Source organism: Silvibacterium dinghuense, assembly GCF_004123295.1.
GTDB classification, from domain to species: Bacteria; Acidobacteriota; Terriglobia; order Terriglobales; family Acidobacteriaceae; genus Silvibacterium; species Silvibacterium dinghuense.
In genome coordinates, this window is the sequence record NZ_SDMK01000002.1 from 309,241 (window position 1) to 331,872 (window position 22,632).

Genomic DNA, 22,632 nt, shown 5'->3' on the forward strand with positions numbered 1-22,632 from the left:
CATGGCGAATCTTTTGGCGGTTAAGCCGCTTTCACAACTGAAGCAGGAGGCCGTCGAAGAGGGCGAGCACACGCTCAAGCGTTCGCTCGGGCCCGTAAATCTGATCACGCTCGGCATTGGCGCGATCATCGGGGCTGGCATCTTCGTGCTGACAGGACAGGCGGCCGCGCTTCATGCCGGGCCTGCCGTCGCTCTGAGCTTCATTTTTGCAGGGATCACCTGCGCCTTTGCCGGCCTCTGCTATGCCGAGTTCGCATCGATCATTCCCATTGCAGGTTCGGCCTATACCTACGGCTACGCCACGCTGGGCGAGTTCGTGGCCTGGGTCATCGGTTGGGATCTGGTTCTCGAATACGCCTTTGGCGCGGCCACTGTCGCCTCGGGATGGTCAGGCTACCTGCTCAGTCTGCTCGAACAGATAGGATTCACCCCGTCGCCGTCGCTGGCTCGCTTCACAACCACCTACGGGAATCCGCTTTACTTCTTCCACGGCAAATGGGTGTCGGCCGCGGCGTTGCCGATGGGGACATCCACCGCTGGTCTCCAGCACGTGACCGGGATCTTCAACGTGATCGCCTTTGTGGCTATCCTGGTCATCACGACCATCCTGGTCATCGGCATCAAGGAGTCGGCGAACCTCAACTCGGCGATTGTGATCGTGAAGCTGGGTGTGGTTGCGATCTTCCTGGTGCTCGGCGTCGGTTTCCTGATGCACCATCACGAATTGCTCCAGGCCAACTGGCATCCATTTATCCCGCCGCACCAGGGAACGGGAGCCTTCGGCCTCCAGGGTATCGTCGCCGGAGCCTCCTCGGTCTTCTTCGCGTACATCGGCTTCGATGCCGTTTCGACCGCGGCGCAGGAGGCGAAGAATCCGCAGCGCGATATGCCGATCGGCATTCTCGGCTCGCTGGTGGTCTGCACCATCCTCTACATTCTGGTCTCGCTCACGCTGACCGGCCTGGTCAATTACCACTCGCTGGATGTGGCCGAGCCGGTAGCGCTGGGCATCGACGTCACAGGTGTGACCTGGGGCAGTCTGCTGGTAAAGATTGGCGCGGTCTTCGGCCTGGGCACAGTCATGCTGGTGATGCTCCTCGGTCAGTCGCGTGTCTTCTTCTCCATGTCGCGTGACGGGCTGCTGCCCAAGTGGGCCAGCTCGATCCATCCTAAGTTCCGTACGCCGTGGATCTCGAACATCGTCGTCGGCACCATCGTGGCCTTTCTGCCCGCGCTGCTGCCCATCGACAAGCTCTCCGAGATGGTGAACATGGGCACGTTGCTCGCTTTTGCCATCGTCTCGGCCGGCGTGTGGATTCTGCGTCGCCGTCACCCGGATCTCGAACGTCCCTTCAAGACGCCGTTGGTGCCGCTGGTGCCGATCCTCGGCGTGCTGAGCGCGGGATATCTGATGCTCAACCTGCCCATGCTCACCTGGATCGTGGTGGGCGCGTGGCTGGTGATCGGCCTAATCATTTACTTCACCTATTCGACGAAGCACAGCAAGGTGCAGGCAGGTCTGCTCAAGTAAGCCGCATTTTCAGAAAGCAGAAGCCGCAATGGGATCGCCCCCATTGCGGCTTTCGCTTTTTACGGCAGCGCAACAGAATGCATCTATCTGCAGAGGGCGTGGTCTTGGAAGAATATTTGCCCGCGCAGCAGGTTGCGATTTGAGCATTTCTCCTGAAGGTGTAGAGTACGGCGAGATCGCCAGTGCCGTTTTCTATCAAGGGAAACGGGATGGAACGTCTGAGGACTCCACAGTATCAGGAGAAATGCTTTAGAGTTTGTGCAGTCATTGGCGCGCACGCGGGAGAAAACGCGTTCGCCGGTAGCGGAAAGCGCCAGCCCCGAAGGGCTGGCCGGGACACGAGGGAGTGCGGCAAGTGAGAAGATGTCCGGCCATGGAGTTCCATATCTCGCGTGAGGCGCGGCAGAAGTACGACGTCGACGAGACGCTGTTCAGCTACACCGGCAACGTAGTCTTTGCCAACCTTGCGGCCAGCAGGGAACTGGCTGCGAAGGTGAATAAGGTACGAGGCGCCGATCTCGCGCCTGAGCGGGCCATACACGCAGCGGCGCTCTTTGCCATGGGACTCATCGACGAGCTCAGCCACGCGATCATCGCGCGCTTCCGCACCATGCAGGACCCGGGCGTATTGACTGAAGCGCTTCGCTGGTTCGGCGAACGGCAGAATCAGCCCGAAGTGGAAAAGCTGCTGCGCACCTTCACCAGCCAGTTTCCGAATACGCCGATTTATCGCGGCGAGATCACCGTGGAGCAGTGGCTGGATGGCGTCACGGAGGATCTGCCCAATCGCGAGGCGGCTTTCGAGGAGCTGGTGCTGCTGTGGCTGGCGAACGTCAATCCCGCATTCCGCCCCTTCCGCGAATTCTTCGATGATCGGAAGCTGAGCGAGCAAACCGTCTATAAGGAAGTGACACCGGAGCTCGATACGTATTTCGCGACACGCCCGCGGATCACCCTGGAAGGCGGGACACTGCTCGAAGCGCTGAAGGCGCCCATGCTCGCTTCGCCTGATTCGCTCAGCGGACAACTTTCCTACATTGGCGAGCACTGGGGGGAACACCTGGGCCCGGAGCTGGACAAGGCCCTCCGGCAAACATTGCTGGCCATGGATGTGCTCAAGGAAGAAGAGATCGCCATCTGGCTGCAGTTTCATCCCCCATCTGCTTCGAAGTGGCATGAGTACCGCGCCGACCAGGGCTGGGGCGCGGAGGGTTTCGAAGGCGACGAGTTCCAGGGTTTTATGCATGCGCATGGAGTCATGTCCGGCTCCGGCATGCCGGAATATGAAGCCTTCAGCCCGGATACGGACTGGATGCCGAATGTCGTGCTCATCGCCAAGAGTACCTATGTGTGGCTCGAACAGCTCTCGAAGAAATACGGCCGCCACATCGCGCGGCTCGACCAGATTCCGGATGAGGAGCTGGAGCTGCTGGCCCGGCGCGGCCTGAATGGTCTCTGGCTGATCGGCCTGTGGGAACGCAGCGATGCTTCACAAACCATCAAGCGGATGCGTGGGCAGATCGACGCGGTGGCTTCAGCGTACTCGCTCAAGGACTACGCCATTGCCCAGGACATCGGCGGCTATCTCTCTTATACGAACCTGCGCGACCGTGCCGCGCGCTATGGCATTCGCCTGGCCAGCGACATGGTGCCGAACCACATGGGCATCGATTCGTACTGGGTCATGGACCACCCGGACTGGTTTCTCACCCGCCCCGACTCGCCCTATCCGTCGTACACGTTTGAAGGTCCGGATCTCTCGAACGATCCGCGCGTCGAGATCAAGATCGAGGATCACTACTACGATCAGACGGATGCCGCAGTGGTCTTTCGTCGCCGCGATCGCTGGACCGGGCACACGGAGTACATCTACCACGGCAATGACGGCACGCAGTTCGCCTGGAACGATACCGCGCAGCTCGACTACTCCAAGGCGCATGTCCGCGAGCAGGTCATCCAGACCATCCTGCATGTGGCGCGGCAGTTTCCCATCATCCGCTTCGACGCGGCCATGACGCTTGCGAAGAAACACGTGCAGCGACTGTGGTTCCCGCTGCCGGGGGCGGGGGGAGCCATTCCGTCACGGGCCGAATTCGCCATGACGCAGGAGCAGTTCGACGCGCTGATGCCGCATGAGTTCTGGCGCGAGGTCGTGGATCGCGTCGCTGCCGAAGTCCCAGGCACGCTGCTGCTGGCCGAAGCCTTCTGGCTGCTCGAAGGCTATTTCGTCCGCACGCTGGGCATGCACCGCGTCTACAACAGCGCGTTCATGAACATGCTGCGCGATGAGGAGAACGCGAAATATCGTTCCTATCTGCAAAAGACCATTGAGTTCGATGCCGATATTCTCAAGCGCTACGTGAACTTCATGAGTAATCCCGATGAAAGAACGGCGATTGATCAATTCGGGACCGGCGACAAATACTTCGGTGTCTGCACCATGATGGCGACCTTGCCCGGCCTGCCCATGTTCGGCCACGGGCAGATCGAAGCCTTCACCGAGAAGTACGGCATGGAGTTCAAGAAAGCCCGCTACGACGAATGGCCGAATGAGGATCTCGTCGCCCGGCATATGCGGGAGATCGCGCCGCTGCTCAAGAACCGCGCGCTTTTTGCCGAAAGCCAGAACTTCGCTTTCTACGACTTCTGGACCGAGAGCGGCACGGTCGACGAGAACGTCTTCGCCTATTCCAACCGCCGGGGAGATCAGCGAGCGCTGGTTCTCTTCCACAATCGTTATGGCGAGACGCAGGGCACAGTACACAACGCGACCCCGATGATGGACAAGGGCGCAGGTGGACTGGTGCAGCGGCGTCTGCACGAGGCGCTGGCACTGCCGTCTGGCAACGGCGCAATCCTGGCCTGCGAGGATACAGCCTCCGGACTGAAGTATCTCTTCCGTGCCGGAGCCATCGAGCACCACGGCCTCCGCTTCGAGCTGCGTGCCTACCAGTACGCGGTGTTGCAGGGCTGGCGGGTGATGGTGCCCACGGCGGAATATCCATGGGATCAGTTGTGCGACGTACTCGGCGGCGCAGGCGTGCGTGATCTGGACGAGGCACTGGTACGCCTGCGGCTCCGGCCCGTCCACGAGGCGCTGAAAGAGGCACTGAGCCCGGTGCTGGTCGAGGGCTTTATCGAGACCGTGGAAGCCACCGCAGCGCCTGCAAGGATCAACAAAGCAGAGACGCAGGCCACTCCTGCAGCAGGTTCTGTTTTTGTCCTCGGGCTTGCTGACCGCGCAGAAGACTTCTACCGCCGGGTTTCGGAGAGGGTAGATCTTCCGCTCCCCGGGAAGGCTCTGCAGGAAAACCTCGACGGCCTTCAGAAGCTGCCGGGACTGCTTGAGAAGCTCAACGGCGAGGCTGCCGAGGGCGCGCGGCGCATCCTGCCGATGGCGCAAAGCGCGGAGCGTGCAAGCGCGCTATGGGCGCCAATCCTGGCCTGGCAGATGTTAACGTCACTGGCTTCGCAGCCTGAGGAGAGAGGGGAACTCTTTGACCGGCTGCGTCTACGGGAGGCGCTCGCAGAAGCCTTCTGGCGGCTGGGCCTAGTGGGCGAAGGCGCATGGCGGGCAGCGGCTCGGGTCCGCATCCTGCTCTCGGAAGAGTTTGCGGGCAGCGGCCTGGAGAGCGAGACAGAGACGCGGAACTCCCACTTCTGGGAAGATCCGGAGGTTCGCTGGCTGCTGGCGGTGAATGAGTCCGACGGTATCGCCTATTTCAACCAGGAATGCCTGGAGGAACTCTTCTGGTGGGTCCAGCTTCCCGGTCTTCTGTCCGGTGAGGAGACAGCGGCAGACATCACGGAGCGCTTCACCCTGTGGATGCAGCGGGCCGAGGAGTCAGGCTTCCAGCTGGAAGCGTTCCTCAAGCCAGAGCAGGAAGAAGCCAAGGATGCCGAAGCGGAGGAGAGTGAGGTCTCCGAGACAGTGAAAATGGTCGAGATTGCGGAGGATAAACCTGTAATCGAAGAGGAACCGGCCAGCAGCAAAGCGGGCGTGGAATAGGGCAGCAGTTCCGCGACGATTGCAAACTTCCCCTCAAGCTTTTGCTTGAGGGGAAGTATCTGTAAGGCGAAAGCGCCCTGCGTGCAGCAGTTACTCGATGCCGAGCTTCTTCTGCATCTGCTCGAGGGAAATGCCCTTGGTCTCGGGATAGACGAAGAGCACGACAAAGAACTGCAGCGCCATCATGGCCGCGAAGAACGCGAAGGGCGCTCCGGCCGAGTGCTTCGCCACCGGCGGGAAGGCGAAGGAGATGGCGGCGTTCATGATCCAGTGCGAAGAGCTGCCCAGGCTCTGCCCCTTGGCGCGAACGCGCGTGGGAAAGACTTCGCTGATATAAACCCAGATCACCGATCCCTGCGAGATCGCGAAGAAGAAGATAAAGCCGACGATGAGCCACAGCAGGGCATCCTGGTGCTGGTGCGTGTGGAAGACATAGGCAACACCGGCCAGTGCAACCGTGGTGCCGACCGAGCCGACGAGCAGCAGCGTCTTGCGGCCCAGCTTATCGATCACGCTCATGGCCAGCAGCGTCGCGACCAGATTCATCAGGCCGACGAGCACCGATTGTTTATCCCCGGAGAGCTTGCTGAAGCCCGCTGAATTGAAGATCGACGGCAGGTAATACAGGATCGCGTTGATGCCCGAGAGCTGGTTGAAGCAGCCAATGCTGGCCGCAAGAAAGATGGGCAGCCAGTACTTCTTGCGGAAGAGCGGCTCGTTCCGCGATGCCCGCTCGAGGTGGATCGAATCGACGATCTCCTTGAGTTCCTGTTCGGTGTTCGTCGAGCCCATCATGCGAAGAACTTCGCGGGCCTCATCCACGCGGCTCTGGGTCACGAGCCAGCGTGAGCTGCGCGGAATGCCGAAGAGCAGTACGAGAAAGAGCAGCGCAGGGAGTGCTGCCACGCCCAGCTGCCAGCGCCATTCCAGGGCGCCAAGGTTCATGCCGGCGATCAGGAAGTTGGAGGCATACGCCAGCAGAATGCCGATGACGATATTGATCTGGAAGAGCCCGACGAGCCGTCCGCGCCATTGCGCCGGCGCAAGCTCGGCGATATAGACCGGGCCGAGCACCGAAGAGCCGCCGATGCCCAGGCCGCCGATGAAGCGGAATGCAATCAGCATCGGCCAGTTCCAGGCGAAGGCGCAACCTACGGCGGAGATCACGTAGAGGAAGGCCATGATGCGCAGCGCCTCACGTCCACCGATCTTCTGGCCGAGTTCGCCGGAGGTCATCGCCCCGATCACTGTGCCGAAGAGCGCGATCGAAACGGTGAGCCCAAGCTTGAAGGCGGAAAGATGAAAGACGTCGGTGAGCTGCTGCGTTGTGCCGGAGATGACGGCCGTATCGAAGCCGAAGAGCAGGCCGCCCAGAGCGCCGACAAGCGTGCCTTTTGCGAGATAGTAGTTGATTCGCATCCTGGCGAAGAGGTCCTTCCCAGAGGATTGGCCCAGGTATGGGCCCGGATAGTGATTGGGCCCGTGATCGCGAGCCCGGCCTAAAAACCTTAGATCGGAAGCTTAGTTGGCTTCTAATTCGAGAAAGGGAAGAATACATGCGCCGAGCAACCCTGCGTCAGGGCCAAGCTCTGCGGGGAGAACTCGCGTCGCTCCGCGCGGATGGCCGGCGGCAATCTTGCTGCCAGGTGCAGTGAGACGGTAAACGTAGCTGCGGCGATTCAATTCTTCGAAGAGCGCGCCTTCCATCAGATGCCAGGCCTGAACCAGACCGCCGCCGAGAGTATAGAGAGGCAGGTTCAGCGTGTTGACGAGCGCAGCGAGTCCGATGCCGAGAGCGCGGCCTGCGTCGGCGAAGATGCGAGCGGCGTCGGCATTGCCGGCATCGGCCGCATGAGCCAGCGAGCGGGCTGTCCAGCGCGGAGCGCCTTCCGACTGCACAAGTTCAGGAGCCGAGCCATCGGCAATGCGCTCATACGCAATGCGGACGACGGCAGTGGCCGAGGCGTAGAGCTCAAGGCAGCCGTTGCTGCCGCAGGTGCATGCGGGGCCATCGACATAAATGGTTGCGTGACCGGCTTCCCCGGCCATGCCGTGCGCGCCATCCCATACACGGCCATTCAGGATGATGCCGTTGCCGACGCCCGTGCCGAGCGTCAGCATGCAGAGGGAATCGAGGCCGAGGCTCTTGCCGAGTCCGAGCCGAACTTCCGCGAGAGCGGCGAGATTCGCATCCGATTCGACGATCACGTCGCGCCGCAGGCGGGCATCGAGGCGAGCCTTCAGTTCAAAGCCATCCCAGCCAGGAAAATTGGGAAGGTTATGCAGGCGGCCGGTTGGAAGTTCGAGCGGTCCCGGAGTGCCGACACCGACACCCACCAATGTGTGGGCGGACGAGAAGCGTGCTTCGAGGGTTTCGATGGCCTGACACATATCCTCGAGGACCGCGTCACGACCGGCGGCTAAACGGGTAGGCAGGAGGATGGAATCGAGGATGGAATCCGCTTCGGTATAAGCTGCGATTCGAAGATTCGTGCCTCCGAGATCGACGCCGATGCTGTATTGTGCCACTTCAACCTCTTTTCAGATGAGCGGGCGATACCCCGTCCCTGGGTGGCAAAACTGCCTTCTATTGGAACGCCAAAACTGCACCCATGGTATCGATACCGAGCCGGAAATTCAAGCAACTTCAGTAGTTAGACGCTATGAAAAATGGAAAGTTTGAGGCCGGACTGCACCGTCCGGCTCGAAAAAGACACAGGCTGCGCGGAAGGCGCAGCCTGTGTCCATGCAGAAAAACTGGCCGTTCAATTTTGGATGGAATGCGTCTCGGCCAGAGAGTTCGCGGCATAGGCCGATCTCTGGGGCAGAGCTGTGGTATCGGCTTTCGCAGTGGCGGAGTCCGCAGGCTGATTCGGTCCCAGTCCCAGCTTGATGAGCGCGCGGGAATCGGGGGTGAGCTTGGTCTGCCAGCCGTGATCGGACTGGTACCGGATCATGGCCGCCTGGGTATCTGCATCCCACTGGCCGCTGGGCGTGCCGGTAAGGTAGTTCTCGCGGATGAGCGCCGTCTGAATCTCTCTGGCGCGATCGGAATCGATGCCGCGCTGGCCCTGAATGACATGGTGCACAGCGACGTGCTTGGCCTTCTTCGAAGAGGTCTTGTGATGTCCGGAGGTAGGGGCGCGATGTGCTCGGCTGGCCACGGCAGGTGTGACCGCCAGCGCCGTCATGAGAAGAAATGACTTGCAGGCTCGAAAAGAAAGCATGCTTGGGAGGAACCTCATTGACTGAAAATCGACGCTTAATCGTTAAACCATCATACCTGACGGGTACTGTCGCTCAGGCTAAAAGCAAATAATCGGGAAATCAATAGAAAAACAAGGGCTCCCCGTTACTCCGGGGAGCCCTTGTTTTTCCTGGTTCCATTTTAGGGCAGGGTTCCGCCCACGTAATGGCTGCCCAGACTGCGGTGTTGCGGATCGACGACCTCGAACGCGACGTCTGATCCGGACTTGAGGGCTGCGACAATGCGACCGAATTCCGCCGCACTATGTACCGGCTGGCGGTTGACGGCCACGATGACGAATCCCTGGAAGTCGCCAAGACCGGCTTCATCGGCAAAGGAGCCAGGCTTGACATTCTCGATGACCACGCCATGGAGTCCGGCAGGAGCACCCTGCGGGATGTCGCTGACCTGGAGCCCGAGTTTCGCCTGGGCTGCGTCCGGAGCCGAGGGGCTGGAGTTGTCGTCATCGTCGCTCGCGCCGCTGTTGGCGGCTGCGATCATCTTGGCGCGGTCGCCGATGGTGACGGTGGCGGTTAAGGACTTGCCGTCCCGCAGGTAGCCGAGTGTCACGGTCGTGCCGGGCTTGCGGGCGGAGATGTCGTCGACCAGATCGTTGCCGTCCTTAATGGAGCGGCCATCGATGCTGGTGATGATGTCGTTCGGCTTGAGACCGGCCTTATCGGCAGGGAACCCAGACTGGACAGTATTGATCATCACGCCGTTCTTGAATCCATAAACGCGGGCTACAGCCGGGGAGATGCTGGGCTGGAAGGTAATGCCGATGCTGCCGCGGATGACCTTGTGCTCAGGCGAGATGAGCTGGTTGTAGACGCTGACGATGACGTTCGCGGGCATCGCGAAGCCGATACCGGCATAGGTGCCCGACTGGGTGAAGATGGCGGTGTTCATGCCGATGACTTCACCGGCCATGTTCAGCAGCGGGCCGCCGGAGTTACCGGGGTTGATGGCCGCGTCGGTCTGGATGAAGTGCTGGAACTGCCCGGCCTGGCTCTGATCGATGGTGCGGTTCTTGGCCGAGACGATGCCGGCGGTCACGGTTTGCGAAAGCGTGAAGGGGCTGCCGATGGCAATCACCCAGTCACCCACCTGCGCGCCGTCCGAGTTTCCGAGATTAACCGTCGGAAGCGGCTTGTCGGTCTTGATCTTGATGACTGCGATGTCGGTGTCCTTATCGACGCCGACGACGGTTGCGGGGCGGCCCTGCAGGCCATTGCCGGAATCAGGATCGCCGGGCAGCTTCACGAAGATCTTGTCGGCCTTATCCACGACGTGATTGTTGGTGATGATGTAGCCGCGGGGATCGACGATGAAGCCCGAGCCGAGCGATTCGCGCTCCTGGCCGGCGTCATCCTGCCCGCCCTGCGGGCCCATACCGAAGAAGCGGTTGAAGAAGTCCTGCAGGTTGTTCTGGTTCTGATCCTGATCGTCGCCACCCTGGCCGTCCTGGTCGTCATCGCCGTCATCGGGAGACTGCTGCTGCTGGGGCGGGGCCACACTGCGGCCGTGGAGCTTGCGGGACTGCTGGCGCTCCTTGGGCAGGGTGATGGTGTTGATGTTCACCACCGCCGGCTCGACTTGTTTGGCGATACGGGTGAAGTCGGTGGAGAGATCGCGGGGCGCGGGCACCTTCAGCGGCGTCGCGTCGGAGGTATCGACCTTTGAGGACTCCTGGCCGCGCACGCCATGGGCGGCGATGGAGCCGATGAGGATGCCAGCCGAGAGGGTGGCGAGAATCGTAAAGGTGGATGCGAGACGGCGGTAGCGGAGCCGTCCTAAAAGTGATTTCATCTCGGGTCTAACCTCGTGTCTTCCGTGAATCGGCATGAACGATGAGTGCGATCGGTGTGACTGTCTCCGCAGCCAGATGCATTCCTAAGTATAAATCTCCTGCGGAGGCGATGGTTGCCATGCCGGAGCCGGTTCTAGAGATAGACGAAGGATCGGTTGGTTGCGATGCATAACTAAAGTATTGGCGCGGCCTCGTGGGCTGTTGCTTGGATGCGCGCGGGGATCAGTTCGGTTACAGCGATGCCTGCAAGGATGAGCAGCGCTCCGGATCCGGAGCGCAAACCGAGCCGCTCACGGAGAACGACAAAAGAAGTGAGCCAGGCGAAGACCGGCTCCAGGGTCAGCAGCAGTGCGGTGTGGGTCGCGGGCAGATATTGCTGTGCCCAGCTCTGGATGGTGAAGGCGGCCGCTGTCGCGAGCACGGCAGCGATGGCAATGGCAATCCATACGCGAGCGGAAAGATGCAGGTGAGGGTGCTCGAAGATGGGCAGGCTCAATGCCATGAAGAGGGTGGCGAAGCCGACCTGCAGCACTGCGAGCTGCTCGAAAGGAAATCGCGGCGAAAAATGCGCGAGGGCGAGCATATGGAAGGCGAATCCGAAGGCGCAGCCGAGTGAGAGCAGGTCTCCGAGATTGGCGGTGTGGAAATCGAGCGCGCCATGCGCCGGAGTGGTGAGCAGGACAATTCCGGTAAAGGCCAGCACCGCACCGAGGTAGGCATTCCAGGAGGGTGCGTGACTGCCCGCCGGGCGCAGGCGCGGAAAGATCAGCAGCATGGGCACGATCACCACCACCAGGCCGGTGATAAAGGCCGATTTCGCCGGGGTGGTAAGCCGCAGGCCGGCAGTCTGGAACTGGTAGCCCATGGCAAGAAAGAATCCGACAACCGCTCCGGCCAGGATCGTCTTCCGGTTCAAACCGGCAAGGCGGCGTCCATAAATAGCTGCGAGGCAGATAGTGGCGATCGCCATACGCAGCAGGTTGAAGAGCAGAGGCGATATGTCGGTAAGCGCGTCCTTGACGAGGACGAAGGTCGTACCCCAGATGAAGACCACAGCCAGCATCAGGAGATGGGCGAGCGTCGAGCGGTTCTTCTCCGTGGCAGCGGCGGAGGCGGCATGCATTCTGTGAGCGTAGCAGGTGCGAATTTTGACCAGAAATGCAGGGAATCTATCCATGGACCATCGCCGTTTGTGGCTCGGAGCATGGAGAATACGGGGGATGGATTCTTCTGAAACGAAAGCAGCACCCATAGCAGAGGTGGAAGCAGCGCCGGCGCAGGGGCGGCGCGCAGCGGTGACCTTCATCATGGTCACTGTGGCGCTGGACATGCTGGCCATGGGGATGATCGCGCCAGTTCTGCCGCGCCTGGTTGCGGACTTTGCCGGTGGCAGCGAAGCGCATGGCGCAGAAATCTACGGGCTCTTCGGCACGGTATGGGCGGTAATGCAGTTCTTTTTCTCGCCGATGCTCGGAGCACTGTCGGACCGCTTTGGCCGCCGGCCGGTGATCCTGCTCTCGAACTTCGGGCTGGGGATGGATTACTTCGTCATGGCGCTGGCGCCCAACCTGCGCTGGCTCTTCGCTGGACGGTTGATCTCCGGAATCACGGCGGCGAGCATTCCCACGGCCATGGCCTACATCGCCGATGTGACGCCGCCGAAGAAGCGGGCCGAGGCATTCGGGATGATCTCCGCGGCCTTCGGCGTGGGTTTTGTGCTCGGACCGGCGCTGGGCGGCGTTCTGGGCAACTACAACCCGAAGCTGCCGTTCTGGGTAGCCGGCGCCATGAGCCTTCTGAATGCCTGCTACGGGTTGTTCGTGCTGCCCGAATCGCTGGGCCGTGAGCTGCGCGGAAGGTTCTCCTGGAAACGGGCGAATCCGGTGGGCTCACTTACGCTCCTCCGTCGGCATCGCGAGCTGCTGGGGCTGGCGGGGGTGCTCTTCCTGAGCTACCTGACGCAGCAGTCGCTGATGAACACCTGGGTGCTCTATCTGGACTATCGCTTCCACTGGACCAACCGGGCCGTGGGCCTGTCGCTTGCGCTGGTCGGGGTATGCTCGGCACTGGTCGGCGCGTTGCTGGTCAAGAAGACAGTGCGGGCTTTGGGCGACCGGCTGACCCTGCTTCTCGGGCTGGGAGTCGGATGGATCGGTTTTGCGACCTTCGGGCTTGCGCCGACGAGTGCGCTCTTCGTGGCAGGCATCCCCATCATGTCGATCTGGGGGCTCTGCGGACCACCGGCGCAAGGGCTGATGACCCGTCACGTGAGCGCTCAGGAGCAGGGGCAGCTCCAGGGCGCGGTGCAGTGTATCCGTGGCCTGACCGCGCTGATCGGGCCAGGGATGTTTACCTCGGTATTTGCATGGGCTGTCCGGCCGGGAAACCCGGTGCACCTGCCGGGTGCGCCGTTTGTGCTGGCAGCAGCCATCCTGCTCGCGGCGCTGCCGCTGGCCCTGCTGGTGACACGGAACACCGCAGCCGCCTGATTCCTGCCACGCGCAAGCCGACTGTCGGCCTGCGGATCACTCTCTTTCTGTCCATTACTCTCTAAAAGAGAGTAATGGACAGAAAGAGAGATATGCGCCAAAAGAGAGCGAACTCCGGGCTAGATTCCTGCCATGGCCAGCAGCAGGAGCAGGACGCGGCGCAGACCGAGTTCGCGGCCGCGGGCGTCATACCACTCGGCGCGGGTGTGAATGCCGCCGCCCTCGCCGCCTCCGCCGAGGGTGACGGCAGGCACGCCGAGAGCGAGCGGGATATTGGCGTCCGTTGAGGCGACCCGGGGCTCGGTGTGGATATTGAGGTGCCGATCGACGGCGAAGAGGTTGTCGTAGAGGGCGGTGTCCTTGCGCAGGCGGCCAGCCGGACGGGAGCCGATCTTGTCGATCATGAAGGCCAGGGGAGCATGCTTGCGCGCGCGCTGTGCCGCCTGCTGGTTCGCCGCGAGCACGGCATCTTCCATCGCGCGGTGGACCTCGACTTCGAGGCGGATCAGCTGCTCGGGCGCCGTGGAGCGGGTGTCGATGCGGGCCGTGGCGCTCTCCGGAATGGTGTTGACGGAGGTGCCGCCTTCGATGGTGCCGATATTGAGGGTGGTGCGCGGCGACGCGGGCATCTCCAGGGTCGCGATGCGGGCGATGGCCTGGCTGAGTACCGTAATGGGATTCGGCCGGTCGGAGTCCGTCCAGGAATGACCGCCCGGGCCGGTGATCGTGACCTGGAATCGCTGGCTGCCCAGGGCATCGGTCACGGCGACTTCGTGACCGGCGCCATCGAGGACGAGATGCGCGGTGATGCGGTCGCGCCAGGGGGCTTCGTCATAGATATGACGCATGCCGCGCAGGTTGCCTTCGCCTTCTTCGCCGACATTGCCCACAAAGTAGATATCGCATTCAGGGACGAGGCCGGCGTGTTCGAAGGCTGCCGTCAGAGCAAGCAGGCAGGCCAGACCTGCTCCGTTGTCGCAGGCTCCCGGGGCTTCGAGCCGCGTACCGTTGAGCCTGGGTTCGATCACCGTGCCTGAAGGGAAAACCGTATCGAGATGAGCCGAGAGGAGCACCGCATCTTCGCAGGGAAGCGCCGCATGGCGCAGGCCGACCGCGTTCCCGACAGCGTCGATGCGGACATCGGAGAGGCCGAAATCCCGAAAGCGATTGCAGAGCCATTCGGCCCGGGCACGCTCTTCGAAGGGCGGCGCGGGGATCGAGACCAGTTCCGATTGCCAATGCAGAACCTGCGGCTGCTGGAGATGGAGCCAGCGAAAGGCGGCGTGGACGCGGCGATCCGCCGCAATCTGCGCCACGCGGGCGAAAGCGGAGGTGGGGGCGGCGGAAGACATGAATCCCCAGCCTAACAGGGGACTGGCCGTCCAGGCCTTTCGCTTCCGGCTGCTGCGCGCAGGGCGATTCGCCTTCGGCCTCCGCTCCCGCTGGTCGCGATCCGATGGCTTGGTCTTCTCCGGAACAGAAACAAAAAGCGGGTGCCCCGTCCAAGCTCTGCCTGGGCGGGAGGTAGAAACCACTCTTTGCACTCTGTGACCTCGGTCCTCCACCCAGGCAAAAACCGGCTTTGGTTGGACCCCTGCCATCCGAACTATCTTTCGGGGTTGTATTCGACGCTTTCGAGAAAGAGGCCGCGCGCCGGCGCGGTAGCTCCGGCGGCAGTACGGGTACGTGCGGCAAGGATCGCCGGGATGGCCTCGGGGGCGATGTGGCCACGGCCGATATCGAGAAAGGTGCCGACCAGGTTGCGAACCATGTGGTGAAGAAAGCCGGTGCCGCGGACGCGATAGACGAGAACCGCGCCGGAGGGATCTTCGCGAAAGAGAAATTCGGAACGGAAGATGCGGCGCACATTGCCCGGACCGCCTTCTTCCTCGTGGATCGCGGCGCGGCGCGCGGTCAGGTCGGGATCGTTGGCCGCAAACGAGGTGAAGTCATGCTCGCCTTCCACCTGGGGGGCGGCAGCCTGCATGGCCGCCAGATCGAGAGGCCAGTTCAGCGCGTAGACGTAGCGCGCCAGCCATGGCGGGCAAAGCTCGCCGCGGAAGAGGCGGTATTCGTAGGTTTTGGCGATAACAGCATGGCGGGCATGGAAGTCCGGCGCAGCCGGTTCCGCGGAAAGAATGCGGATAGGCGAAGGCAGGGAACGGTTCAGCGCGCGTTGAAGGCTGGCGGGTGGGATGTTGCCGGGAAGCTCGCAGCTCGCGACCTGCCCCAATGCGTGGACACCGGCGTCGGTGCGGCCGCTGCCCTGGGGCAGAACGACGGCGCCGGTTACGCGACGGATGGCCTCGGCAAGGTGCCCCTGAATGGTGGGCTTCTCGGGCTGGACCTGCCAGCCATGAAAGTCTGTGCCGTCGTAGGCGAGGGTGAGTTTCCAGTTCATGCGTATCGACCTAGCATTGTCGCAGATTCTGAAGCACTTCCGGCACAGCTGAGGCATGCGGACGCTGCGATATACTCGGCTTTCGCTGGATACCTGGAGCGAAATGCGCGCGGCGGGAACACAGGGCCAACGGGGAACGAATCCGGCGGGGAACGCGTATCTACCTGAGAACTCGAACGCAGTGGCGATTCCGGCGAAGTATCGGACGCTGAATGGGAGGTTTGTGCCGGCGATTGCGGCGCGCCTCCGGCAGATTTTCTGGAGACGGTGAATGGATTTTTCAGTGACGAGGGGAAGCAGGCGCAGAGCTCAGAATGACAATGGCTGGTTCAGAAAGCTGAAAGCCGGGGCGGCGCTGAGCTGCTTACTCGCAGGAACGCTGCCGGGTTACGCGATCGGACTTCCCGGACAGGATGCGGCTGCGAAGCCCTCCTCGCTGCCCTCTGCCCCTGGCGCAATTCCGGCTCCGAATTTCACGCAGCCGCTCTTCATGCGTCCCAGCGATCGCGATTTCTCGAAGGCGCGGGGCTATTTCCGCAATCCGCTGGCGCCTTATCTGCCGACCACGGCCCCGGCAGGGAACTTTGCGAATTCACCGAAGCTCGGCGACCTGGTGAAAGACGGCAAGATCTACCTGAGCCTGAGTGATGCGATTCTGCTGGCGCTCGAAAACAACTACGACATCGCCATCCAGCGCTACAACCTGGATATTGCCGATACGGACATTCTGCGCACGCGGGCGGGCGGCAACTTTCTCGGTGTGAGCTCGGGTCTCGTCGAAGGCACTCTGGGCGGCTCGGGGCAGACGGTGACCAGTGGCGGTGGTCCGGGCGGCACCAGCGCCAGCGCAGGCGGCGCGGCAGCGGGCGGCAGCGGTCTTGCCCTGACGACGAACGGCGGCGGTTCGACGCCGGAGACGCTGGACCCGGTGCTCACTGGAACGGTCGAGCTGCAGCGCCAGTCGACGCAGGAGCTGAGCCCGCTCTTTTATGGCACCGATAAGCTCAACCAGAACTCCGATACTTATAACTTCGCTTATAACCAGGGTTTCCTGACCGGCACGCAGCTGCAGGTCTCGTTCAACAACAGCTACACCACGTCGAACAACCTCTACAGCACCTACAGCCCGGCGCTGCAGACCACCTTCAATGCGCAGCTGACGCAGCATATTCTGCAGGGCTTCGGCTGGGGCATCAACGGCCGCTTCATGGTGCAGGCGAAGAACAATCGCCGCGTCGCCGATTCGGCCTTCCGGCAGCAGCTGCTCTATACCGTCAACCAGGTGGAGAACATCTACTGGGGCTTGGTGAGCGCGTACGAAGATCTGCAGGCAAAACGGCGCTCACTCGAGCAATCTCAGGCGTTGCTCGACGACGACAAGCGGGCCTTGCAGATCGGCACCATGGCGCCGCTGGATGTGGTCAGCGCAACCAGCTCGGTGGAGACCGACCGGCAGGCGGAGATCAGCTCGGAGAGCAACCTGGAATACCAGCAGCTGCTGATGAAGCAGGCCATTGCGCGCAGCCTGGAAGACCCGGTACTGGCCAATGCGCCGGTGATTCCGACCGACCGCGTGAGCCTGATCGAGATGCCCGAGGAGCGCGAGTCCGCGGACGACCTGGTACGGCAGGCTGTGGCCAACAGCCCGTCCATCGAGCAGGCGATCCTGACGCTGAAGAACGATGAGATCACGCTGAAGGGCGAGAAGAACAAGCTGCTGCCGCAGGTGGATGTCTTCGCCTTTTATGGAGCTTCGGCGCTGGGCGGCAAGCAGAGCCCGAACTGCGAGGACTTCTACACCGGGACAACCTGCCCGCCCAACACGTATCCCAGCACAAACTACAGCAGCGCCTTCCAGAATCTGTTCAATTCGAGCAGCCCGGATAAAGGCGCGGGGGTGCAGATCAATATTCCGCTGCGCAATCGCGTGGCGCAGTCGGAGCAGGCGCGTTCGGAACTGGAGTACCGGCAGGCGCAGATGCGTCTGCAGCAGCTCTACGTGCAGACGCGGATGAATGTGATCAACGCGCAGTTTGCGCTGACCAACGATCGCGCGTCGGTGCAGTCGGCAAACGCAACGCTGGAGTACGACAGGCAGAGCCTCGATGCGGAGTTGAAGAAGCTGCACCTGGGGGCTTCGACAACGGCGCTGGTGCTGCAGCAGCAGAGGGCGCTGGCGATTGCGCAGAACTCAGTGATTTCAGCGACGGCAAAGTATGCCATCGACCGGGCGGCACTGGATGAAATTCTTGCGAGCACGCTCGACCGCTACAACATCTCGATTACCGACGCCGCGACCGGCAACGTGAAGACCGCGCCGGTGATTCCCGGGCTCAGGCCTGCCGGCAGTGAGCCCGAGGTGCAGCTGCCGGCGCAACAGCAGCGGCTTCAGCAGGAGCAACAGGGACCACCGCCGCAGCAGCAGTAAATTCCAGGTGGAATTCCAGACAGAATCTCCCGGCCGGAACAGGGCCGGGAGATTTTCTGCGCTTCTGTGAGAAGACGATGAAAAGAAGGGGGCTTGGAGTGTGCGGGGAGGGCTCGGAACCTGATAGAATCGATTGAATCCACTCATTGGAGAAGCGATGCAGGCGATCCTTGCGCTCGAAGACGGGCGCATCTTCCGCGGTGAGGGCTACGGCGCCAAAGGCGAGTGTTATGGCGAAGTCGTTTTCAATACATCCCTGACCGGTTATCAGGAAATCTTTACCGACCCGTCCTATGCCGGGCAGATCGTCATTCTTACCAATCCCCAGGTGGGGAATTACGGCACCAACAACGCGGACAATGAAGCGAATAAGCCTTTTATCGAAGGGCTTGTTACCCGCGAATTTTCTCCCGTCTCTTCCAACTGGCGCTCCGAGCAGGTTGCCGACGAATATCTCGAGCGTTTCCAGATTCCTGTCATCTCTGAGATCGATACCCGCGCGCTGGTGCGTCACCTCCGCAAGCACGGCGTGATGCGCGGCGTGATCTCGACGATTGAGAGCAACCCCGACGTGCTGGTAGCCAAGGCGCGCTCGCTTCGCAAGATGGACGGCACCGATCTTGCGAAGGTGGTTTCGACCAAGAGCATCTACGAGTGGAACGAAGCGCATGATCTGCTGCCCAGCGAGGTGAAGCAGGTTGTCGAGCCCCGCACCAAGCTGCACGTGGTGGCCTACGACTACGGCATCAAGCGGAACATTCTGCGCATGCTGATGCAGGAAGACTGCCGCGTGACCGTGGTGCCGGCCGAGACCTCTGCCGAAGATGTGCTGGCGCTGAATCCCGATGGCATCTTCCTCTCGAACGGTCCGGGCGACCCCGATCCGCTTGACTATGCGCAGGACGGTATCCGCAAGCTCGCCGGCAAGAAGCCGATCTTCGGCATCTGCCTGGGGCATCAGCTGATCGGCCTGGCGCTTGGCGGCAAGACCTTCAAGCTGAAGTTCGGGCATCACGGCGGCAATCACCCCGTGAAGCAGCTGAACACCGGCAAGGTTGAGATCACGAGCCAGAATCACAACTACGCTGTCGATCCCGATTCGCTCAACACGAACGACGTGGAGCTGACGCACATCAATCTGAACGACCACACGCTCGAAGGACTGCGGCACAAGTCGATGCCGATCTTCAGCGTGCAGTACCACCCGGAAGCTGCTCCGGGGCCGCATGATTCGAACTACCTCTTCAAGGACTTCCGCAAGCTGATGGAGGAGTGGAAGGGGTGAAGCGGCGGCAACACAAAGCGAAATCGATAAAAGCGGCGGGCTTAGCGTCCCGCCGTTTTTATGGGAACAACACGAGAGATCTTTCGAAGAGGTTGAAGAATTAGATGCCACGCAGGAATGACATCACCAAGATACTCGTGATCGGCTCCGGGCCGATCGTGATTGGCCAGTCGGCGGAATTCGATTATTCGGGCACGCAGGCGTGCAAGGCATTGAAGCAGGAAGGCTATGAAGTGGTGCTGGTGAATTCGAACCCGGCCACGATCATGACCGATCCGGAGCTGGCTGACCGCACTTACATCGAGCCGCTGACGGCTGAATACGTCGAAGAGATTCTGCGGATCGAGTCGGAGATGCTGAAGGCCGAAGGCCGCAGCGGCAAGTTCGCCGTGCTGCCCACGGTGGGCGGACAGACGGCACTCAATCTTGCCGTGGACCTGGCAGACTCCGGCGTGCTCGACAAGTATGGGATCGAGCTGATCGGCGCGAAGCTCGAGGCGATCAAGAAGGCAGAGGATCGTCTGCTCTTTAAGGATGCGATGACTCGCATCGGTCTCGACATGCCGCGCTCGGCCCTGGTGAACAACGTCCGCGATGGCTCTGAGTTCGCGACCAAGATCGGCTTCCCGGTCATCATCCGTCCTTCGTTCACGCTGGGCGGCTCGGGCGGCGGTATCGCCTACAACCGCGAAGAGCTGATGGACACGCTCTCGCGCGGCCTCGACCTTTCGCCGGTGCATGAGTGCCTGATCGAAGAGTCGGTGCTGGGCTGGAAGGAATATGAGCTCGAAGTCGTGCGCGACCTCGCCGACAACGTCATCATCATCTGCTCGATCGAGAACTTCGATCCCATGGGCGTGCATACCGGCGACTCGATCACCGTGGCTCCGGCGCAGACGCTGACCGACCGCGAGTACCAGGCGATGCGCGATGCGGCGATCCGCGTCATCCGTGAGATCGGCGTGGAGACGGGCGGCTCGAACGTGCAGTTTGCCGTGCATCCGAATACCGGCCGCATGACGGTGATCGAGATGAACCCGCGCGTGTCGCGCTCTTCGGCCCTGGCTTCAAAGGCGACCGGTTTCCCGATCGCGAAGATCGCAGCCAAGCTCGCCGTGGGCTACACGCTCGACGAGATTCCGAACGACATCACGAAGATGACGCCGGCCTGCTTTGAGCCGACGATCGACTATGTCGTGACAAAGATTCCGAAGTGGCAGTTCGAGAAGTTCCCGGGCGCCGATGAGAACCTCGGGCCACAGATGAAGTCGGTGGGCGAAGTGCTGGCAATGGGCAGAACCTTCAAGGAATCCTTGATGAAGGCGCTGCGCTCGCTCGAGACCGGCAAGAAGATCGGCTCTGAGGAACTGGAGCCGCGCCGCCTGACGCAGAAGCTGGTAACACCGCAGCCTGAGCGCCTGAACTACATCCGTTTTGCCTTCCGGCAGGGCATGTCGGTGCGCGACGTGGCGCGGATGACCTCGATGGACCCGTGGTTCCTGTACCAGATCAAGGAAATTACGGACACCATTGCCAAGGTCGGCGAAGAGACGCCTGAGAGTGTCTCTCCGGAGCTGCTGCGTAAAGCCAAGCGCATGGGTGTCTCCGACGAGCGCATCGCCGAGGTCTGGAACATTCCGACCAACGATGGCGTGGCCACGGTGCGCGAGCTGCGCAAATCGCTGGGCATCAAGCCGGTGTACAAGCTCGTGGATACCTGCGCTGCGGAGTTCGAGAGCAGCACGCCCTATCTCTACTCCACCTACGACGAAGAGAGCGAAGCGGAGCCGACGAGCAAGCGCAAGGTCATCATCCTGGGCTCTGGGCCGAACCGCATCGGGCAGGGCATCGAGTTCGATTACTGCTGCTGCCATGCGGCCTTCGCGCTGCGCGAAGACGATTACGAGACGGTGATGGTGAACTGCAATCCGGAGACGGTTTCGACGGATTACGACACCAGCGACCGCCTGTACTTCGAGCCGCTGACGCTGGAAGACGTGCTGGCGGTGTATGAGCACGAGGCTTCGAGCGGCGCGGAGATCGGCATGATCGTGCAGTTTGGCGGGCAGACGCCGCTGAACCTGGCGCTACGCCTCAAGGCGGCAGGCGTGCCGATTCTCGGCACCTCGCCCGAATCGATTGATCTCGCGGAAGACCGCAAGCGCTTCGGCAAGCTGCTCGAGGACCTGGATATTCCTCAGCCTCCGGGCGTGATGGCTACGAGCGTGGAAGAGGCACTGAACGGCGCGGAAAGGATCGGCTTCCCGGTGCTGGTGCGTCCTTCCTACGTGCTTGGCGGCCGCGCCATGGTCATCGCCTACGATGCCGATGCGGTTTCGCGTTACATGAAGGAAGCGGTCGAGTACTCGCAGGAGCGGCCGATTCTCATCGACCACTTCCTCGAGGACGCGGTGGAAGTGGACGTGGACGCGCTGTGCGACACGAAGGACGTGGTCATCGCCGGCATCATGCAGCATATCGAAGAGGCGGGTATCCACTCGGGCGATTCGTCCTGCGTGCTGCCCGCGGTCGATCTTGCTCCGGAGACACTCGACACCATCCGCAGCTACACGCGCAAGCTGGCGCTGGCGCTCAATGTGATCGGTCTGGTGAACCTGCAGTTCGCCATCCAGCGCAAGCCAGGGCAGCCGGACAAGGTGTATGTGATCGAAGTGAACCCGCGTGCCTCGCGCACGGTGCCCTATGTTTCGAAGGCGACGGGAATTCCGCTGGCCAAGATCGCATCGCGCCTGATGACGGGCCGCACGCTGCGCGAGCTGTTGCCGGAGCAGGTGGCCTCGGCCAAGGATCTGGATACCGGCGACCACTTCTTCGTGAAGTCGCCGGTCTTCCCCTGGAACAAGTTCCAGGGTGTGGACCCGGTGCTCGGGCCGGAGATGCGTTCGACGGGCGAAGTGATGGGTGTGGCTGATAACTTCGGTGAAGCCTTTGCCAAGGCCCAGCTTTCGGCCGGCCTGCGGCTGCCGCTGAAGGGCACGGTCTTCTTTAGCGTCAACGATCGCGACAAGGCGCAGCTTGTGGAGCTGGCGCGGCAGTATGTCGAGCTCGGCTTCCACCTGGTGGCGACCGAGGGCACGGCGAATGTGCTGCGTAAGGCAGGCCTGGTGGTGGAGAGCGTCTACAAGGTGAAGGAAGGCCGTCCGAATGTGGTCGACTTCATCAAGGGCGAGCGCATCAACCTGATCATCAACACGCCGCACGGACAGGACCCGTTCTTCGACGAGAAGGCGATCCGGCGCGCGGCGGTGCTCAACCGCATTCCCACGATCACGACCATGGCTGCTGCCCGCGCGGCTGCCGAGGGAATCGTGGCGCTGCAAGAGCATCAGACCAACGTGAATCCGCTGCAGCATCTGCATGCAGCGCGTGTGGCGGCGAAGTAGGGCAGTTTTGTACTATCCCACGTCTCAA

At 61.8% G+C, this 22,632-nt stretch carries 13 protein-coding genes; 6 read left to right on the plus strand and 7 right to left on the minus strand.

The features are described 5' to 3' along the window. Nucleotide 1 precedes the first annotated feature (1 nt). Together ESZ00_RS10550 and ESZ00_RS10555 are read left to right on the plus strand one after the other, a co-directional pair. Entirely contained in the window at nucleotides 2-1,531 is a 1,530-nt protein-coding gene (locus ESZ00_RS10550) for an amino acid permease (protein ID WP_129208223.1), read from the plus strand. Between the two features lie 373 nt (nucleotides 1,532-1,904). Then, complete coding sequence (locus ESZ00_RS10555; protein ID WP_129208224.1) at nucleotides 1,905-5,540, plus strand: alpha-amylase family protein; 3,636 nt, start codon at nucleotides 1,905-1,907, stop codon at nucleotides 5,538-5,540. Between the two features lie 90 nt (nucleotides 5,541-5,630). Here ESZ00_RS10555 and ESZ00_RS10560 read toward each other — a convergent pair whose 3' ends face one another. From ESZ00_RS10560 to ESZ00_RS10580, 5 genes are all read right to left on the minus strand, one after another. Beyond that, entirely contained in the window at nucleotides 5,631-6,959 is a 1,329-nt protein-coding gene (locus ESZ00_RS10560) for a sugar porter family MFS transporter (RefSeq protein WP_129208225.1), read from the minus strand. Between the two features lie 102 nt (nucleotides 6,960-7,061). Further along, a complete protein-coding gene (locus ESZ00_RS10565) occupies nucleotides 7,062-8,069 on the minus strand; it encodes an ROK family protein (protein ID WP_129208226.1) in 1,008 nt (335 codons plus the stop codon). Nucleotides 8,070-8,305: 236 nt separating this feature from the next. Beyond that, nucleotides 8,306-8,767, minus strand: coding sequence for a peptidoglycan-binding domain-containing protein (locus ESZ00_RS10570; RefSeq protein ID WP_229741184.1), 462 nt, complete (start codon nucleotides 8,765-8,767; stop codon nucleotides 8,306-8,308). A 161-nt stretch (nucleotides 8,768-8,928) separates the two neighbouring features. Further along, complete coding sequence (locus ESZ00_RS10575) at nucleotides 8,929-10,596, minus strand: trypsin-like peptidase domain-containing protein (RefSeq protein WP_129208227.1); 1,668 nt, start codon at nucleotides 10,594-10,596, stop codon at nucleotides 8,929-8,931. A 173-nt stretch (nucleotides 10,597-10,769) separates the two neighbouring features. Then, complete coding sequence (locus ESZ00_RS10580; protein ID WP_129208228.1) at nucleotides 10,770-11,720, minus strand: DMT family transporter; 951 nt, start codon at nucleotides 11,718-11,720, stop codon at nucleotides 10,770-10,772. Between the two features lie 97 nt (nucleotides 11,721-11,817). Here ESZ00_RS10580 and ESZ00_RS10585 point away from each other — a divergent pair, with 97 nt between their 5' ends. Further along, entirely contained in the window at nucleotides 11,818-13,086 is a 1,269-nt protein-coding gene (locus ESZ00_RS10585) for a TCR/Tet family MFS transporter (protein WP_164981459.1), read from the plus strand. Nucleotides 13,087-13,205: 119 nt separating this feature from the next. Here ESZ00_RS10585 and ESZ00_RS10590 read toward each other — a convergent pair whose 3' ends face one another. Next, nucleotides 13,206-14,438: a M20/M25/M40 family metallo-hydrolase gene (locus ESZ00_RS10590; RefSeq protein ID WP_129208230.1), complete on the minus strand. Its 1,233-nt coding sequence runs from the start codon at nucleotides 14,436-14,438 to the stop codon at nucleotides 13,206-13,208. A gap of 254 nt (nucleotides 14,439-14,692) precedes the next feature. Then, the gene (gene truA, locus ESZ00_RS10595) at nucleotides 14,693-15,487 is read right to left on the minus strand and encodes a tRNA pseudouridine(38-40) synthase TruA (RefSeq protein ID WP_129208231.1); all 795 of its coding nucleotides are present in this window, start codon (nucleotides 15,485-15,487) and stop codon (nucleotides 14,693-14,695) included. Nucleotides 15,488-15,758: 271 nt separating this feature from the next. On the opposite strand from truA, the gene ESZ00_RS10600 reads away from it, so the two are divergent. The 3 genes from ESZ00_RS10600 (at nucleotide 15,759) to carB (ending at nucleotide 22,604) form a co-directional block, all read left to right on the plus strand. After that, nucleotides 15,759-17,915: a TolC family protein gene (locus ESZ00_RS10600; RefSeq protein WP_129208232.1), complete on the plus strand. Its 2,157-nt coding sequence runs from the start codon at nucleotides 15,759-15,761 to the stop codon at nucleotides 17,913-17,915. Nucleotides 17,916-18,072: 157 nt separating this feature from the next. Next, a complete protein-coding gene (carA, locus tag ESZ00_RS10605) occupies nucleotides 18,073-19,200 on the plus strand; it encodes a glutamine-hydrolyzing carbamoyl-phosphate synthase small subunit (protein WP_129208233.1) in 1,128 nt (375 codons plus the stop codon). A 104-nt stretch (nucleotides 19,201-19,304) separates the two neighbouring features. Continuing rightward, nucleotides 19,305-22,604, plus strand: a complete 3,300-nt coding sequence (gene carB / locus ESZ00_RS10610) for a carbamoyl-phosphate synthase large subunit (RefSeq protein ID WP_129208234.1) — start codon at nucleotides 19,305-19,307, stop codon at nucleotides 22,602-22,604. Nucleotides 22,605-22,632: the final 28 nt, after the last annotated feature.